General features: G+C 70.8%; 13 protein-coding genes. 6 read left to right on the forward strand and 7 right to left on the reverse strand.

What is annotated here, in order from left to right; all coding sequences use genetic code 11:
• The first annotated feature begins 18 nt into the window (after window positions 1–18).
• Both K9D25_RS09335 and K9D25_RS09340 read left to right on the forward strand, forming a co-directional pair.
• Window positions 19–1,434 (forward strand): FAD-binding oxidoreductase, encoded by a 1,416-nt coding sequence (locus K9D25_RS09335; RefSeq protein WP_244450571.1) that lies wholly within the window; start codon window positions 19–21, stop codon window positions 1,432–1,434.
• A gap of 162 nt (window positions 1,435–1,596) precedes the next feature.
• The gene (locus K9D25_RS09340) at window positions 1,597–5,202 is read left to right on the forward strand and encodes an AsmA family protein (protein ID WP_244450572.1); all 3,606 of its coding nucleotides are present in this window, start codon (window positions 1,597–1,599) and stop codon (window positions 5,200–5,202) included.
• Between the two features lie 7 nt (window positions 5,203–5,209).
• Here the strand turns inward: K9D25_RS09340 and serB are convergent, their stop codons facing one another.
• A complete protein-coding gene (serB, locus tag K9D25_RS09345; protein WP_244450573.1) occupies window positions 5,210–6,103 on the reverse strand; it encodes a phosphoserine phosphatase SerB in 894 nt (297 codons plus the stop codon).
• A gap of 50 nt (window positions 6,104–6,153) precedes the next feature.
• Between serB and miaA the strand changes: the two genes are divergently transcribed.
• Window positions 6,154–7,104: a tRNA (adenosine(37)-N6)-dimethylallyltransferase MiaA gene (miaA, locus tag K9D25_RS09350; RefSeq protein WP_244450574.1), complete on the forward strand. Its 951-nt coding sequence runs from the start codon at window positions 6,154–6,156 to the stop codon at window positions 7,102–7,104.
• Window positions 7,105–7,108: 4 nt separating this feature from the next.
• Here miaA and K9D25_RS09355 read toward each other — a convergent pair whose 3' ends face one another.
• From K9D25_RS09355 to purE, 3 genes are all read right to left on the reverse strand, one after another.
• Entirely contained in the window at window positions 7,109–8,050 is a 942-nt protein-coding gene (locus K9D25_RS09355; protein ID WP_244450575.1) for a sulfite oxidase heme-binding subunit YedZ, read from the reverse strand.
• A 152-nt stretch (window positions 8,051–8,202) separates the two neighbouring features.
• Window positions 8,203–9,297 carry a 5-(carboxyamino)imidazole ribonucleotide synthase gene (locus tag K9D25_RS09360; protein ID WP_244450576.1) on the reverse strand — a complete coding sequence of 365 codons (1,095 nt, stop codon included), beginning with the start codon at window positions 9,295–9,297 and terminating at the stop codon, window positions 8,203–8,205.
• Window positions 9,294–9,803, reverse strand: a complete 510-nt coding sequence (gene purE, locus K9D25_RS09365; RefSeq protein WP_244450577.1) for a 5-(carboxyamino)imidazole ribonucleotide mutase — start codon at window positions 9,801–9,803, stop codon at window positions 9,294–9,296. Before purE ends, K9D25_RS09360 begins: the two co-directional genes overlap by 4 nt.
• Before the next feature lie 308 nt (window positions 9,804–10,111).
• Between purE and K9D25_RS09370 the strand changes: the two genes are divergently transcribed.
• A complete protein-coding gene (locus K9D25_RS09370) occupies window positions 10,112–12,181 on the forward strand; it encodes a L,D-transpeptidase family protein (protein ID WP_244450578.1) in 2,070 nt (689 codons plus the stop codon).
• Window positions 12,182–12,375: 194 nt separating this feature from the next.
• Window positions 12,376–14,097, forward strand: a complete 1,722-nt coding sequence (locus K9D25_RS09375) for a DUF882 domain-containing protein (protein ID WP_244450832.1) — start codon at window positions 12,376–12,378, stop codon at window positions 14,095–14,097.
• Between the two features lie 97 nt (window positions 14,098–14,194).
• On the opposite strand, the gene K9D25_RS09380 is transcribed toward K9D25_RS09375, so the two are convergent.
• The 3 genes from K9D25_RS09380 to K9D25_RS09390 all read right to left on the reverse strand — a co-directional run bounded on the left by K9D25_RS09380 (window position 14,195) and on the right by K9D25_RS09390 (window position 15,828).
• A complete protein-coding gene (locus K9D25_RS09380) occupies window positions 14,195–14,479 on the reverse strand; it encodes a DUF2312 domain-containing protein (RefSeq protein WP_018387757.1) in 285 nt (94 codons plus the stop codon).
• A 170-nt stretch (window positions 14,480–14,649) separates the two neighbouring features.
• On the reverse strand, window positions 14,650–14,952 hold the full coding sequence (locus K9D25_RS09385) for a DUF1244 domain-containing protein (RefSeq protein ID WP_244450579.1): 303 nt from the start codon (window positions 14,950–14,952) through the stop codon (window positions 14,650–14,652).
• 27 nt (window positions 14,953–14,979) lie between these two features.
• Window positions 14,980–15,828 carry an N-formylglutamate amidohydrolase gene (locus tag K9D25_RS09390; RefSeq protein ID WP_244450580.1) on the reverse strand — a complete coding sequence of 283 codons (849 nt, stop codon included), beginning with the start codon at window positions 15,826–15,828 and terminating at the stop codon, window positions 14,980–14,982.
• A 173-nt stretch (window positions 15,829–16,001) separates the two neighbouring features.
• Between K9D25_RS09390 and K9D25_RS09395 the strand changes: the two genes are divergently transcribed.
• Window positions 16,002–17,294 carry a glycerate kinase type-2 family protein gene (locus K9D25_RS09395; RefSeq protein ID WP_244450581.1) on the forward strand — a complete coding sequence of 431 codons (1,293 nt, stop codon included), beginning with the start codon at window positions 16,002–16,004 and terminating at the stop codon, window positions 17,292–17,294.
• Window positions 17,295–17,370 lie beyond the last annotated feature (76 nt).

Below are 17,370 nucleotides of genomic sequence, written 5' to 3' on the forward strand. Positions count from 1 at the left end.
GAGCGTCGGGAGGGTGGCATGGAAACCAGTGTCGAGGAGCGTCCTGTGGCGCCTGCGGGTGGTGCGGGGGTGCAGCAGGTTATCGCCGCTCTCTCCGCCCATTTCGGTGAGCGGCTCGCCACCGGTCGGGCCATTCGCGAGCAGCACGCCAACACCGTCACCTGGCTCGCCAATGAGGCGCCGGACGCGGTGGTGTTCGTCGAAAGCACCGAGGAGGTGCAGAAGGTCGTGCGCGCCTGCGCGCAGCACCGCGTGCCGGTCATCGCCTTCGGCACCGGCTCCTCGCTGGAAGGGCAGATCAACGCGCCGAGGGGCGGCATTTCCATCGACCTGTCACGGATGAACCGTGTGCTGTCTGTGCACACGGAAGATCTCGACTGCGTGGTCGAGCCGGGGGTGACGCGCAAGCAGCTGAACGAGCATCTGCGCGATGCCGGCCTGTTCTTCCCCATAGATCCCGGCGCCGATGCCTCGTTGGGCGGCATGGCGTCTACCCGCGCTTCCGGCACCAATGCTGTGCGCTATGGCACGATGAAGGACAATGTCATCGCACTCACCGCGGTGCTGGCCAATGGCGAGGTGATCACCACCGCGCGGCGGGCGAAGAAATCATCGGCCGGCTACGATCTTACGCGCCTGTTCGTCGGCGCCGAGGGCACGCTGGGCATCATCACCAGCCTGACGCTGCGGCTTGCCGGCATCCCTGAGGCGATCTCCGGCGGAGTCTGCGCCTTCCCCACGGTCCGCGCCGCCTGCGATGCGGTCATCCTCACCATCCAGACCGGCCTCCCCGTCGCGCGCATCGAACTGCTCGACGAAGTGCAGGTCCGGGCCTGCAATGCCTATTCGAAGCTCGATCTTGCCGAGCAGCCGACGCTGTTCGTCGAGTTCCACGGCACCGAGGCGAGCGTTCACGAGCAAAGTGAGAGATTTAGCGAGATCGCCGCCGAGTATGGTGGGGGCGGTTTCCGCTGGGCGACGCGACCGGAGGACCGCACGCGCCTGTGGCAGGCGCGGCACGACGCTTATTGGGCCTGTCTGCCGCTGAAGCCCGGCGCCAAGGCCCTCGCCACCGATGTCTGCGTCCCCCTCTCCCGTCTTGCCGACTGTGTCGATGAGACCAAGCGGGACATTGAGGAAATGGGGATGCTGGCGCCGATCGTCGGCCATGTCGGGGACGGCAATTTCCACACCGTCACGCTGGTGGACGTGAGCGACCCGCACGATGTCGCCAAGGCGAAGGACTTCATTTCCCGCATGATCAAGCGCTCGCTGGCCATGGGCGGCACAGCCACGGGTGAGCACGGCGTCGGGCAGGGCAAGCGCGCCTATATGGAGGCCGAGCACGGCGCCGCCACATTGGAGGCGATGCGGGCGATCAAGCAGGCGCTGGACCCGCACGACATCATGAATCCGGGCAAGATCCTGCCCTGATCCGGGACGCCCGGGCGGCGCCGAGACCGGCTTGCGGCGGTCTGCCTCAATTCGCGCCTTGCGCATACAGCTAAGAACGCGAAAATTATCAACCATCTAGCGTAGAGTGGTCGGGCATCCGCCAGCGGGCGGGACGCCGGGGCCGAAAGGCCGGAGGAACGCGTGCAGAACCTGCTGTTGACGATTGCGGGCGCGATCATACTGGCCGTCGTGGCGGCCTTCGCGGCGCCGTTCGTCGTCGACTGGTCGCAATGGCGCTCGGTGTTTGAGGCGCAGGCGGCGCGGACGATGGGTGCGCCTGTCGTCATCCGCGGGCCGATCGACGCGCAGATTCTCCCCACGCCGCGTGTTGTCCTGCGCGATGTTTCCATTGGTCTTGACGGCGGCGGGACCTCGCTCGCGGCGGCGGAACTGTCCGGCCGGCTCAATCTCGGTGCGTTGATGCGCGGCGACGTGGTGGCCGATCAGGTCACGCTTCTGCGTCCGCGTGCTCGCTTGGTAATTGATAATACGGGGAAAATCTCGATTCCTACCGGTGCCGCCCGCCCCGCGGGGTTCAGCGTCGCCCAACTCTCCGTCCTCGACGGTAGCTTCGAACTGCTGGACCGCGCCAATCAGCGCGCCTTCAAGCTCGACGACGTGGACCTCACCGGCGAAGTCGGCGGTTCGATGGGACCGATAAAACTGGATGGTGAGGCCGATGCGGCCGGCCTGCGCCGGCGGGTGCGGCTGAATGTATCGGCCTTCGCCGCCGACAGTACCGCCAAGCTCCGGCTCAGCGCGCAGAATGTCGGCTCGCCGCTCAGCGTCGATGCGGACGGGGTGCTGAACCTTGCCGGCGGTGCGCCGAGCTTTCGCGGCCGGGCGGCGCTGGTGCGCACCGCCGCCCCCGAAGCCAGTCCCACGGGCGGCGACCCGCTCAAGGCGTGGAGCCTCGCCGCCAAGGTGGATGCGACGCCGCAGACTGTCGCCGCGACCGATCTTAGCCTGACACTCGACGCGGCCGAGCGGCCTGTGGCGCTGTCGGGTTCCGCCCGCCTCGTCGCGGCCGGCCCCGGCGTCCCGGAATCGCGGCTCGATCTCACCCTTGCCGCCCGCCAGCTCGATCTTGCCGCGCTGACCGGTGGCGCGACGCCGCTGGCGGCGACCGATGCGCTGGCGCGGCTGCTCGCGCCGCTCGCCGATCTCGCCATGGTCGGCTCGCTGGATCTGTCCAGCGACACGGTGCTGCTCGCCGGGGCGGCGGCGCGCGAGGTGAAGGCGGGGCTCGACTGGTCGCCCGGCGGCTGGCGCGCCCGCACGCTGGAGGCGCGGCTGCCCGGTGGGGCGCGGATCGCGCTGTCCGGTACGCTGCCGCGCGTGGCCGGCACCGGCGATCCCAATGCGGCGCTGTTCGGCGGCACGGGTGTGCTGGAGGCGCAGGACCTGCCGGGCTTCGTCGCCTGGGCGGTGCCGCAGGCCAGCGGGCTGGTGGCGAGCCTGCCGGCCGGGGCGGCGCGGCTGGCCGGCGATCTCAGCGTCAGTGCTGGCGGCTTCGCGCTCGACAAGCTGGAGCTTGCCGCCGGCGAGAGCCGCTTTGCCGGCACCGCTGCCTATACGCTGCCGGTGGCGCAGGGACGCGGGCGGATCGACGCGGTGCTGACCACCTCGGATGTCGATGTCGACGCGCTGTTGCCGCCGATGCAGAAGTTGGTAGCGCTCGGCCTCGGGACCACCGATCTCAATCTCAGCGTCGGCGGCCGGCAGGTGCGGCTTGCCGGCGGCAGCGCCCGCAGCCTGGATCTCATCCTCAAGGGCACGTCGGAGGGGCTGGGCATCGAGCGCCTGGCGCTGGAGGATTTCGCCGGGCTCGATCTTACCGGTAGCGGGCGCCTCGCTGCCCTCGGCGGCGATGGCGCCGGTACCGCGCGCTTCACCGCAAAGCTCACCGGCCGGCGGGCCGAGGGCCTGCCGGGCCTTGCCGGGGCGTTCGGCCTCACCCGCATCGAACCCTTCCTTTCCGCCGCGCAGGCGAGCCTCGCGCCCGTCGACCTCACCCTGACGCTGGTGTCGCAGGACGGGCGCACAACGGTGGATGCCGGCGGCCGGCTTGGCGGTCTTTCCGGCACCGGAAAGCTCGGCTTTGCCGCCGATGGCCGCCTGAGCGGACAGGTCGCGCTGGATGCGCGCGACGGCAGCGCGGTGCTCACCAGTGCTGGCGTGCCGGGGCTGCGGCCTACTCTCGGCCCGGCGCGACTTGTCCTCGATCTCGACCAGCGCGTCGCCGCGACGCTCGAATTTGCCGGCGCGCGGCTGCGGGCGGAAGGCAAGGCGGCGCTCGACGCCGCCGGGCGGCTGGAACCCGACCTCGCCCTGACGCTCGACGCGGCCGATCTCACCCCCCTGCTGCCGCAGAACGCCGTGCCGGCCGCCGGCGCGGTGCCGGCCCGCTTCACCGGCACGCTGACCCGCGCAGGCGAGGAATGGCGCATTGGCGCGCTGGCCGGGACGCTGGGCGCGCAGCGTCTCGACGGCACCCTCGCCTATATGTCGGGTCAGCCGCTGCGGGCGGCGCTCAACCTGCCGCAATGGAGCCTCGCGCCGGCGCTCGCGCTTGTCGTCGGCGCTTCCGATGGCGGCGCGGCGGAGGGATGGTCACGCGCGGCCTTCGGCCCGGCCGCCGCGGCACCCGCCGCCGATGTGACGCTGAATGTCGGGCGCTTCGACCTTCCCGGCGGCCTGATACTGGGCGAGGCGAAGGTGGCGGCGCGGCTGAGCGAGGGGCGCCTCGCGGTGGAGAGCGCGAATGGCACGCTCGCCGGCGGAAACTTCGCCGGCAAGTTCAACCTCGCCCGCGCCGGCCAGACGGTGCAGTTCGACGGACGGCTGGCGCTGACCAATGCCGACAGCGCCGCGCTGTTCGCCGCCCTCGGCGTGACGCAGCCGAAGCTGCGCGGCCGCGTGAGCACCACGCTCGACCTCACCGGGCGCGGCACCTCGCCCTTCGCGCTGGCCAGCCAGCTGCAGGGGCAGGGCAGCGTCGCGGTCGAGGCGCTGGAAATCGACCAGAGCGACCCGAAGGCGCTGCAATATGTGATGCTGGCGACCGAACGCGGCCCGCCGCCGGACCAGCAGCGCCTCGCACAGCTGCTCAGCGACGGTCTGGCGCGGGCGCCGCTGAAGCTGGCGCGGGTGGAAAGTGCGGTCAGCGTGGTGGACGGCGTCGCCCGCACCAGTGCCGCCCGGCTCGCGGTGGGCGAACAGCGCTTCGGCCTGAGCGGGGCGCTGGACATTCCCGCCCTGAGCTTCGAGGCGACGCTGGAAATGCAGGATGTCGCCAGCGCCGGCCTGCCGGCCGCGCCGGCGGCGGCGGTGCAGTGGCGCGGCCCGCTGACGGCGCCGGAGCGGCGCTTCGACCTCACCGCGCTCAGCACCGCCATCAACATGCGGGCGCTGGAGCGGGAGACAAGGCGGCTGGAAGCGGAATATGGCCGCACGCCGCTGACCGATGGCGGGCAGGCGACCGACGCGCCGCCGGTGCGCCGCCCCACGCCGCAGGCCGCGCCGCGTGCCGGTGGCGCCGCCGTTGCCCCGCGGGCGACGCCGCAGCCGGCCGCGCCGCGCGCGCCTGCTGCCGCTCGGCCGGCGGCGCCGCAATCCTATTATGGCCAGTACACCGCGCCCGGGCAGAGCGCGCCGGGAAGCGCCGCCCCGCCGCTGGCCCCGCCGGTGGATATTCCCAACGACCCGCTGCGCAGCCCGATCATCCTGCCGCCGCTGGCGCCCTGACCGCGGCTCAGGCGGCGATGAACTCCTCGGCCGTGTAGCCCTGGAGATAGAGCAGGGCGGTGAGGTCGCCATGGTCGATCCGCACCTGCGCGGCGGCGGCGACGGCGGGCTTGGCGTGGTAGGCGACGCCGAGGCCCGCTTCGCCGATCATGGCGAGATCGTTCGCCCCGTCGCCGACGGCGAGCGTGTCGCCATGGCCAAGGCCGAGGGCCGCGCGCAGCTCCACCAGCGCGGCGAGCTTGGCCTCGCGACCGAGGATGGGTTCCTCGACCAGCCCGGCGAAGGCCTCGCCATCGGCCACCAGCACATTGGCGCGGTGGGCGTCGAAGCCGATCATCTCCGCTACGCGCTCGGTAAAGAGGGTGAAGCCGCCGGACACCAGCAACGTGTGGGTGCCCTGCGCCTTCATGGTGCGCACCAGCGTGGTGCCGCCCGGGGTGAGACGAATGCGCGCGGCGATGACCTCATCGACGACGGCGAGCGGGAGGCCCTTGAGCAGGGCGACGCGCTCGCGCAGCGCCGGCTCGAAGGCGATCTCGCCGCGCATGGCGCGCTCGGTGATGGCGGAGACATGCGCCTTCATCCCGGCATAGTCGGCGAGCTCATCGATGCATTCCTGCCCGATCATGGTGGAATCCATATCGGCGAGGAATAGCCGCTTGCGCCGTCCTTCCGCCGGCAGCAGCGCCACATCGACTGGGGCGCCGTCCAGCGCCGCGCGCAGGCTCGCGAGGTCTGCGCCGTCGGCGCAGGCGATTTCCGCCGCGATGCCGGGGTTGAGCCAGTGTGCCGGGCCGGGCGAGGGGAGGGCGGCGCGGGCGCGGGCGAGCAGCGCCTCATCCACCGCCGGGGCGGCGGGAGAGGAGATGAAAACGGCGACAAGCGGCAGGGAGTGCGACATGGCAGCAACTGGGACCTTGCCGCCGGGCCGGCGTCGGGCAAAAAGGCAGGATGGAAACCCGGAAGAGCGAAAAGGGCGTGACCGCGAAAGCTGCGCGCCCGCGCGCCGTGCTTATTGCAGGACCGACGGCGAGCGGCAAGTCGGCGCTGGCGCTCGCTTTGGCGGAGCGGGTGGGCGGCGTCGTCATCAATGCCGATTCCATGCAGGTCTATCGCGACCTCAGGGTGCTCTCGGCGCGGCCGACCCTGCAGGAGGAGGCGCGCGCGCCGCACCGGCTCTATGGCCATGTGGATGGCGGTGACGATTATTCCGTGGCGCGCTGGCTGGAAGATGCGGCGGCGGCGCTGGCCGAGGCGGAGCGCGTGGGCTGGCTGCCGATCGTCACCGGCGGCACCGGGCTTTACTTCAAGGCGCTCACCCAGGGGCTCTCGCCCATTCCGCCGATTCCAGAGGCGGTTCGCGCCCGCGTGCGCGGCCTCGACCTCGATGCGCTGAGGCTGCACGCGCGGCTGATGGCGGTGGACCCGGAGACGGCGGCACGGCTGCGGCCTTCCGACACGCAGCGGCTGATGCGGGCGCTGGAAGTGTTCGAAGCGACGGGACGGCCGCTGGCGCAGTGGCAGCAGGTCCCGGCCGAGGCGCCGGTGCTGGCGGCGGAAAGCACGCTGCGGCTGTTCCTCGCCACTGACCGCGCGGCCCTGCGCGCCCGCATCGCCGAGCGCTTCCACGCCATGATGGCGGAAGGGGCACTGGACGAGGCGCGGGCGTTGCTGGCGCGCGGCCTGCCGGCGGATCGGCCGCTCTTGAAGGCCCACGGCATGCCGTGGTTCGGGCGCCATCTCGCCGGGGAGATCACGGTGGAGGCGGCGATCGAGGGGGCTATCCTCGACACGCGCCACTACGCCAAGCGGCAGGACACCTGGTTCCGCCACCAGCTGGAGGGCTGGACGGCGTTGCCGAAGGATCAGGCGGCGGCGTGGCTGGCGCGCGCCGTCGGCTGATCCTTCATGCGCGTGCGGTCCGACGGACGGGAAGGGGCCGCAGCCGCAGGGCGATGTCGCTCAGCACCGCGACGGCGATGCCGGCGCCGGCCACCCACCAACTCGGGCTGATGGCATACGCAAATGAGAGGTTCGCCTGCAGCACCCGCACAGGGTCGATGCCGGTGGCGGCGGCGTACCAGCCGGCTTCGATCAGCGCGGTGAGGATGCCGGAGGCGGCGGCGAGCGCAAGAAGGTTGAGAAAGCCGGTGCCGCGCCCGTAAGCCTGCAGCACGCGCCAGCCCATCAGCCAGACGAACAGGCCGGTCATCAGCACCGGCTGGGTCACGTCGAGCTTCTGCTGCATGAAGAAGTGCAGCAAAGCGAGCGCGGTGGCGGGGTAGACCAATTGGTGCAGCCGGTTCCAGCGCGCCGCGCCGAGCCGGCGGATCGCCCCGTCCCAGGAGGTGGCCGACAGCGCGGCAAAGGCCAGCACGGCAACAAAGCCGATGGTGAGATAGATGCGCAGCGCGATCTCGCTCGCGGCCGTGACAAGACTGCCGACATCGACGAGATAGACCGCGAGATGCACGCCGATGAGCGCAGCGGCACCGAGGCCGAGGGTGCGGCGCGTCAGCAGCAGTTTCGGCGCGTTGAACAGGCGCCGCGCCGGCGTTACGGCAAGCGATAGCAGCAGCAACCGGATCGCCCAGTCGCCGACGAAATGGATGACCTGGATGAGCGGGCGGGCGCCCAGCGCCGCCTCGCCGCCCAGCCCGCCCCCGGCCCCTGGCCCGCCGAGCCCTCCACCGCCCAAACCGGCGCCCCCCAGCCCGGGTGGCTCGGAGGCGGCGAAGCCGCCGCTGAAGATCTGTGCCAGCAGCAGGCCGAAGGGCAGCAGCACGATCAGCAGCGCCGCGATCTTCTCGGGGCTGAGCTTGCCGGAATTCTCGCGCAGAAAGGGCATGGGCGGGTCCGCTCGGGTCGGTGACGGTCCTGCCTATACGCCCCCGGCGGCGGCGGAATTTCAACGGCGCCGCGCACGAAGGCGTGAGCGGTCGTCCCGCCGCCGTGCGAAGCGGAAAATGCGCGGGCCCCCGCGAGGCCCGCCCGCATGGCCTAGTCTTCCTCAAAAATGCGCGTCACATGGCCCATCTTGCGGCCGGGGCGGGCTTCCGCCTTGCCATAGAGGTGCAGATGCGCGCCAGGCTCATCCAGCAGGTCGCGCCAGCTATCCGCCTCGTCGCCGATGAGATTGGTCATCTCGACACGGCCGAGCCGCTCCACCGCGCCGAGCGGCCAGCCGGCTATGGCGCGCACATGCTGCTCGAACTGGCTGGTGAGCGCCCCGTTCAGCGTCCAGTGGCCGGAATTATGCACGCGCGGGGCGATCTCGTTGACGATGACGCCCTGCGCGCCGTCCACTACCACGAGGAACATCTCGACCGCGAATACGCCGACATAGCCCAGCGATTCGCCGATGCGCCGGGCGATCTCGCGGGCGACGGCGTCCACTGCCGTGGTCACGTTCGCCGGGACGGTGGAGCGGAACAGGATGTGATGGCGGTGCTCGTTCTCCGTCACCTCATAGGCCTTGAAGCGGCCATCCTCGGTGCGGGCGGCGACCACGGAGACCTCGCGCTCGAACGGCACGAAGCCTTCGAGGATCGAGGGGTGGCGACCCACGGCGGCAAAGGCGGCCGCGGCATCATCACCCTCGCGGATAGTGACCTGCCCCTTGCCGTCATAGCCGAAGCGGCGGGTCTTCAGCACCGCCGGGCGGCCGATCTCGGCCAGCGCCGCTTCCAGCTCCGCCTCGTCATGCACGGCGGCGAAGGGCGCGGTCTCGATGCCGAGGCGGGAGACGAAGGTCTTTTCCTCCAGCCGGTCCTGGGTGATGCCGAGCGCCCGCGCGCCGGGATGCACCGGCACATGGCGGGCGAGGAATTCGGCGGTGTAGACCGGCACGTTCTCGAATTCATAGGTAACGACATCGACCGACTTGGCGAAGCGTTCCAGCGCGGCGAAGTCGTCATAGGCGGCGCGGGTGTGGGCGCTGGCGACATCGAAGGCCGGGCTGCCCTCTTCCGGCGCGTAGATATGCGCCTTCAGGCCGAGCGGGGCGGCGGCGAGGGCGATCATGCGGGCGAGCTGGCCGCCGCCGAGAATGCCGATCGTGTCGCCGGGCGCGAGAATCTTCGGTTGCGTGCTCATTCCGGGCGCTCCGTCACGGCGGCGGTGCGGGCGGCGCGCCACTCCTCCAGCCGGGTCGCCAGCGCGTCGTCAGTGAGGGCGAGCACGGCGGCGGCGAGCAGCGCGGCATTGGTGGCGCCGGCCTTGCCGATGGCGAGCGTGCCCACCGGAATACCCGCCGGCATCTGCACGATGGAATAGAGGCTGTCGACGCCGGACAGCGCCTTGGATTCGACCGGCACGCCGAACACCGGCAGCGTGGTGAGCGAGGCGACCATGCCCGGCAGATGCGCCGCGCCGCCGGCACCGGCGATGATCACCTTGGTCCCCGCCGCCTTCGCGGCCTTGGCGAAGGTGAACATGCGCTCGGGCGTGCGGTGGGCCGAGACGATGCGGCAGTCATGGCCGACACCGAGCGCGTCCAGCGTCTCGGCGGCGTGGCGCATCGTGTCCCAGTCCGACTGGCTGCCCATGATGATGGCGACGGGTCGATGGTCGGCGGCCGTTCCGGCCGTCAGGTCGCTCATTCTGCTTTCCGCCCCTTTCAGGAAAGGCGCGGATTATAGGAATCGCGGGCGCGGGAGCAAGGGAAGATGCGGCCCTGCCGGACGCGCCCGAGCCACCTCGCCCGCAGCGGTGCCGTGCGCAAATGGACAGCATGCTTAACATCGCCTTTACCATGCCGGGGCAGAGTGCAGGGCGAGAGATTCCCCGGGGATCCGCCTGCCGTGTTCGTGAGTTGAACCCCGTGTGGGCTATGGTCTGATCGTTGCCGATTCCAACGGGAGCGGCGCGGCCAGGCGACCCCGATGGGCAACAGGCGGAGAAGATTCCAATGTTCGGTCGCGGCGCTACAGATACGGTCGAGAACAGGAGCGCCACGGCACGCGGGACGGCCTCGCGCCGTGTGCTGGCGGCTTCCGCCGGCCTGCTGCTGGCCACGGTGAGCAGCGGGGGGCTGAGCGTGCAGGCGCAGCAGGCGCCCAGCAGTATCGCCGCCGTCGACCAGGCCGGCCCGGGAAACGGCGAGGTCCCCGCTGGGGCAACGACCTCCTCCGAGAACGTGTCCCCTGCCGCCGCGACCGCGAGCCTTGTGCGCCCCGCCGAGCCGGCGGCACCGCTGCCGTCCATCGCGACGGAGGCGCCGCATTTCGATGCTGCCGATCCCGCCCGCCCCAGCCCGGCGCGCAGTGCCGCGCTTGCAGCACCGAGCCCGGCCGAGCCGCTTCCCGCCGCTCCGGTCGATGCCGACCCTGCGGCCGCGTTGCCGGCCGCGCCCAGCGTCGGCAATGGGGCGCCAGGCGTTGGCGAAGGCACGTCCGGGGGGCCGGCACCGGTCGCCCCGGCCGAGACCGCCGAATCGGCGTTCTCCCGCCAACTCGCCGCGCTGATCACCAATTCGCTGCCGCGCTTCTCCACCCGCCCGGCGGACCGCGAGGCGCTGGCCGCCTTCTACACGGCACGTGCCTTCCAGCCCGCGTTCACGCAGGAAGGGGGCGTCTCCCCGCTCGGGCAGGCGGCTCTCGACAGCTTCGCCGCCGCCGCCAGCGAAGGGCTTGACCCGACCGACTATGCCCAGCCGCCGCTGCCGGCGACGGCCGATGCCGGCCAACGCGCCGAAGCCGAGATGCGGCTTGCCGCCACCGCGCTGCTCTATGCCCGGCACGCGCAGAGCGGACGGTTCGACCCGAAAAAGCTCTCCAAGGATGTCGATCCCAACCCGACCGTGCCGGATTCGGCCGATGTGCTGGCCCGTCTCGCCGGCGCGCCGGATGCGGCGGCGGCGCGCGCCGTGCTGGCGAGCTTCGCCCCGCAATACCCGCAATATCTTCTGCTGAAGGAGCAGCTCGCGCGGCTGATGGCCCGGGAGCAGGCGGTTTCCCACGCGCCGATCCCGCCCGGCCCGTCCGTGCGCCCCGGTGAGAGCGACCCGCGCGTGCCGCTGCTGCGTGCCCGGCTGGGGGTCGAGCCGCGTGGGGATGGGGAGATCTATGATCCGGCGCTGGTGCGGGCGGTGGAGGAATTCCAGCGCCAGGCCGGCCTTGCCGCCGACGGCATTGTCGGGCGCGGCACGGTGGCGGCATTGAACGACACCGGCGGCGACCCGGTGCCCGACATCATCGCCAATATGGAGCGCTGGCGCTGGGTGCCGCATGAGGTGGCACCGACCTATGTGATCGTCAACATTCCCGAATTCATGGTGCGCATCATCGTCGATGGCGGCACGGTGCATGAGACGCGGGTGGTGGTCGGCAAGCCCGAGAGCCCGACGCCGATCCTCGACGAGACGATGCAGTATGTGGTGTTCAACCCCTCCTGGCACGTGCCGCCCAGCATCATGCGCAACGAGATGCTGCCGAAGCTGCAGGCGGACCCTTACGCGCTGCAGCGCCAGGGAATCGACGTGGTGCGCAATGGCCGGGTGATCGACCCCGGCATGGTGGACTGGCGCCGGGGCACGCAGGGCTATTCGTTCCGCCAGGAGCCGGGCGAGCGCAACGCGCTGGGGCGGATGAAGTTCATGTTCCCCAACAAGCACTCGGTCTATCTGCACGACACGCCGAGCCGCGCCCTGTTCGCCCGCGACCGCCGTGCCTTCAGCCATGGCTGCGTGCGGGTGCATGAACCGATGGCCTTCGCCGAGGCGCTGTTTGCGCTCGGCCTGCCCAAGGAGGGATGGACCGAGCAGCGCCTGTCGCGCCTGCTCGGCGGCAATGAGCGCTCGCTCACGCTGAAGAACAAATTCCCCATCCATCTCGTCTATTTCACCAGCTTCGTCGATTCCGCCGGCCAGCTGGTGACGCGCGAGGACCTCTACGGCATCAACGCCGCCACCAAAGCGCAGCTCGGGCTCGACGGGGCGCGCCGCTTCGCCGAGCAGGGAAAGCCGGCGCTGCGGCGCTGACGGCAGCCCCGCACCAGCTGCTGTGGCTAGGAGGAGACGATCGAGCGTAAAAGGGCTCGGCGGGAGGTAATCGCACGCGAATTTGACGTGCTGGCACTCTTTTGCCACAGTCACTTTTTAGTGCGAGAGACAACAGGCGTGGGGGCTGGGGTCGTAAGGACCTCTTAACCAAACCCGAGAAGACTGTGTTCACCATGCGCGGTACGGGCGCTTCCGCCCGCACCGTTCCAGGAAACGTTGAGTTCGGGTTCAAGCCGTTGCGATTTTCCGCCCTCCGCTCGTCCAAGCTGGCCAAGGCCGCTCTTCTCGCGGCGCTTGCCACGCTGTGCGGCGCCGATCTGCTGCAGGATGCGGTGGCCAATGGCGACACGCGCACGCTCAGCCTCCACCATGTCCATTCCGGCGAGAGCGCCACCATCACCTTCAAGCGCAATGGCCGTTACGACCCGGCGGCGCTGAAGCAGCTGAACGTGCTGTTGCAGGATTGGCGGCGCAAAGAGCCGACCAATATGGACCCGCGCCTGTTCGACATTGTCTGGGAGGTCTATCGCGAGACCGGTGCGACCCAGCCGATCCAGGTGATCGGCGGCTACCGTTCCCCCGCCACTAACGCCATGCTGCGCTCGCGCTCGCGCGGCGTCGCCCAGACCAGCCTGCACATGCAGGGGCGGGCGATGGATTTCTACATTCCCGGCGTGCCGCTAGCGAAGATCCGCGAGGCCGGGCTGCGGCTGCAGCGCGGGGGCGTCGGCTTCTACCCCACCTCCGGCTCGCCCTTCGTCCATCTCGACACCGGCGGTATCCGCCACTGGCCGCGCATGAGCCGGCCGGAACTCGCCCGCGTCTTCCCCGATGGCCGCACGGTGCATGTGCCGGCCGATGGCAAGCCCATGCCCGGCTACGCCCAGGCGCTGGCGGCGGTGGAAGCCCGCGGCAACGAGCCCGGCGGCGCCGGCGCGGCCTTCGCCGGCCTGTCCGGCGGCAATGATCCCAAGCGCAAGGGCGCGCCGGCCAAGAACATTTTCGCCGGCCTGTTCGGCAAGGATGGCGACGACGAGGAAGAGGCCGCCCCGGCCGCCACTCCTGCCCCTGCGGAGGAGGCGCCGGCTCAGGTCGCCGCCGCTCCCGCACCTGTCGCTCCCGCGCCAGCCCAGCTCGCGCTCGCCGCGCCCGTGCCCACACCGACGCCGCGCCCGTCTCTGCCGGCGGCTGCGGCGCCCATGGCACCGTTTGAAGTGGCTTCGCTGGGTACGGTGCCGCTGCCGCAGCCCAATCCGCTGCCGCGTGGGGCGGTGGCCGCCGCGCCCGCACCGCGTCCCGCTCCGGCGCCCGCCGCCGGCAAGGCGGACCTCGCCGCGCTCGCCGCCGCGATCCCGATGCCGGGCACGCCGGAGGCGAGCAACAGCCGGCAGATCGCCAGCGCCATCAGCGGCACGCCGCTTGCCGCCACCCGCCCGAGCGAGGTCGGTGGCCTGCCGGAGGTCATCGTGCGCGGCACGCAGGGCGAAGGCCCGGCGCTGGCCTATGCCGACGCCGCCGGCAGTGTGTTCACCGCTCCGCGCCTCCAGCCCGGCCGCGCGCCGGAGCCGGCATCGACAGCCGCCGCACGCACCGCGCCCACGGCAACCGCCGCCGCTGCCCCTGGGCGCAAGCCGCAGGCGCATTCGCAGGCAATGATCGCGGAGATTCGCCGCCTGTTCAGCGGCCCCAGCGTTGCGGGCGAGGTGTCCATGCATCTGCCGGAGCTTCGCCGCTTCGCCGCTTTCGTGCTGCCGCCGCGCCGCATCGTCGCCGCCCAGTTCAGCCGCGACGGGGTGAAGGGGCTTTCCACCACGCAATTCTCCGGCGAGGCGGTGGTCGCCGTGCCGGTGGTGGCGATGATGACCGGCCCGGCCCCGCTCAAGAAGCCGCTCTGATCGGGGCGCTGGCCCTCCAAACGGAACGGGCGGCCAGTGGCCGCCCGGTCGGTTTGACAATATCTGACGTCAATAATCTCTGCGTGGCGCGCCCGGTTCAGCTTTCGCCGAGCATCCCCAGCGCCTGCATATAGAGGTCGACGATCGCCTCATGCTCGGCGCGCTGGTCGGCGTCCTGCTTGCGGATCTTGAGGATTTCCCGCAGCGCCTTGGTGTCGAAGCCGGTACCCTTGGCTTCGGCGAAGACATCCTTGATGTCGTCGGCAATGGTCTTCTTCTCTTCCTCAAGCCGCTCGATGCGCTCGATGAAGGATTTCAGCTGCTCCTTGGCGAAGCCGGCGGCGGCATCGGACAAGGGCTGGTCGTTCGGAATATCGGACATGGTGTCTCCGGGGCAGCGGGCAGGGCCCGGCGTCTAGACGGCAATTCGGGCGGCGATAGGGAGCGCAAGCCGGGCGGGCCGTCAAGGCAAGGACGCATCCGTGCGCCTTGGCGGGGCCAGCTAGTCCCGCTATCCACCGCGAATCCGGGGAAAAGCGGCTCCTTGCCGGCTCAGTGCGGCCCCGGTCCGGGGAAGGCCGCCTTCTGCTCCGGCGTCGCCTCGCTCTGGTGGCGGGCCTTCCACTCCTCATAGGGCATGCCATAGACGGCTTCGCGGCTCTCATCCTTGGTCATGGGCACGTCCCGTTCCCTGGCCGCATCGAGCAGCCAGTTGGACAGGCAGTTGCGGCAGAAGCCCGCCAGGTTCATCAGCGCGATGTTCTGCACATCGGTGCGCGCCTGCAGATGGGCGACGAGGCGGCGGAAGGCTGCGGCTTCCAGTTCGGTGCGGGTGGCATTGTCGAGGTCGGTCATGGAAGTCTCCCGGGATATGTCGTCCCGTCAGATGGGGGGCACGGGGCCGGTGCGCGAGCCATAGCTGCGCACTTCGTGCAGTTCCGGCCGGGCGAGAATGGCGGGGAGCAGCCCAGCCAGCCGGTCGGCCCAGGCGCGCTGGCCGTCGACCTCGGCGATCAGATCCTGCCGGATTTCGAGCAGCGTGTTGGCGAGGCCGCGCAGCGTGGCGTGGCGGAACAGGCAATCGCCGCGCAGCGCGCCATCATAGGGCTCGTTGTCGCCGACGATGAGATCACCGGGGGCTTCCAGCGCGTCGATGAGCTCGCGGGTGAAGCGGGGATCGCTGTCCCACAGCACGGCGGCGTGCCAAGGGCGGGCCACGCCGCGCCAGACCGGGGTGAAGCTGTGAATCGACAGCAGCACCGGCACGATGCCCGCCGCCAGCGCCGCCTCGATCTCGGCGGTGATGGCGTCGTGATAGGGGCGGTGGAACAGCGCCAGCCGGCGCTCGATCTCCGCCGCATCGGCATGGCGGTTGCCCGGAACCACCGCGCCGTCGGACAGCCGCATCACCAGAGTGGGATCGTCCTCGCCGCGATTGGGGTCGATGAGAAGCCGCGAAAAACGCGAGAGTACCGCTGGGCAACCGAGGCGATGGGCCAGCATCCGTGTGACGCCGGCCGCGCCGATGTCGTAGCCGATGTGGCGCTGCAGTTCCGCCTTGGGCAGGCCGAGCGAGCCATAGGCCGGTGGCAGGGCGTTGGACGCGTGGTCGCACAGCAGGATAAGCCCGGCTTCCAGTGTTCCCGGAAGGCGCTCAAAGGCGGGGAACGGGTCCAAAGCAGGGGAGGCGCTGGCGGGCGCGGTGGATTCGTCCGTGGAGAGGCGGCGCATAATTGCCCGTGTGCTGCGGGGAAGTGTGCAGGAGGATATCGACGTGAGGCGTGGCGTGCCATAGGAATACGCCCGTTTCGCGTCGCGCGGCCGGGGATTCGCGCCCGCGCGCAATAAGCAATGGCCGGGCAAGAGACCGGCAGGAAGGCCTCCTTTGGGGCGGGGTGGGTGTGATGACGGACGTTTCGGCGCGTGAATTTCTCGATCGCCTGTTCACCGCTGCGGTTGCGGCCGCGCATCCTTCCACCTGTCTGCCGCCGGCGCTGCCGCCGCCTCCCGCCCAAGGCCGCCTGATCCTGCTCGCCGCCGGCAAGGCCGCCGGCTCGATGCTGGAAGTGGCCGAGCGGCATTATCTCGACGAGATGGGCGTCGACCCCTCGCGTCTCCTTGGGATCGGCGTCGCCCGCCACGGCTATGGTCGCCCCACCCGTCAGTTGGAAATGGTCGAGGCCGGCCATCCCGTGCCGGACGCGGCGGGCCTTGCTGGCGCGCAGAAGGCGATCGACCTCGCCGCCTCCGCCACCGCCGACGATCTCGTGCTGGTGCTTCTCTCCGGCGGCGCTTCGGCTAACTGGATTGCGCCCGCTTTCGGCGTCGAGCTGGACGACAAGCGTGCGCTGACCCGCGCGCTGCTGCGCTCCGGTGCCAACATCACCGAAATCAACACGGTGCGGAAGCATCTCTCGCGTATCAAGGGCGGGCGCCTGGCGGCGCTGGCTCAGCCGGCGCGGGTAGTCACGCTGTCGGTCTCCGACGTGCCGGGCGACGATCCGGCGGTGATCGGCTCCGGCCCGACCGTGCCGGACCCGACCACGCTGGCGGAAGCGCGCGATGTGCTCGCCCGCTACCGCATCGACCCGCCGCCCTCCGTGGCGGTGGCACTGCGCGACCCTGCCAATGAATCGCCGAAGCCCGGCGACGCGGCCTTCGCCGGTTCCGAGTACGTCCTCATCTCCCGCCCGGCCGATTCCTTCGTCGCGGCGGAGAAGATCGCCCGCGAGGCCGGGATCGAGCCGGTGCTGCTCGGCGACAATCTGGAAGGCGAGGCGCGCGACGTGGCTGCCGCGCAGGCCGCCAAGGCGAAGGAGCTGAAGGCGGCGGGTCGCAAAGCGGTGCTGCTCTCCGGCGGCGAACTCACCGTCACCATGCGCGGCCAGGGCCGGGGCGGCCCGAACCAGGAATATGCGCTGGCGCTCGCCGTGGCGCTCGACGGCGCGCCGGGGATTTACGCTGTGGCCGGCGACACGGACGGCACCGATGGCGGCGGCGGCGACGCCTCCGATCCGGCCGGCGCCTATGTGATGCCGGACACGCTGGCGCGGGCGAAGGCGCAGGGTCTCGATCCTGCCGCCTTTCTCGCCAATAACGACTCCACCAGCTTCTTCGAGGCCCTCGGAGATCTGCTCACGCCGGGGCCGACCTGCACGAACGTCAATGATTTCCGAGCCGTTCTCGTCGACGAGTGATCCTGTTGCCGCTGCCGCCGCCCTCCCTCGGGGCGGCCGGCTGCGGGTGCCGCGTGGCGCGCTGACGCGGGCACTG

Origin of the sequence: Ancylobacter polymorphus (genome assembly GCF_022836935.1) — a bacterium.
GTDB lineage: Bacteria > Pseudomonadota > Alphaproteobacteria > Rhizobiales > Xanthobacteraceae > Ancylobacter > Ancylobacter polymorphus_A.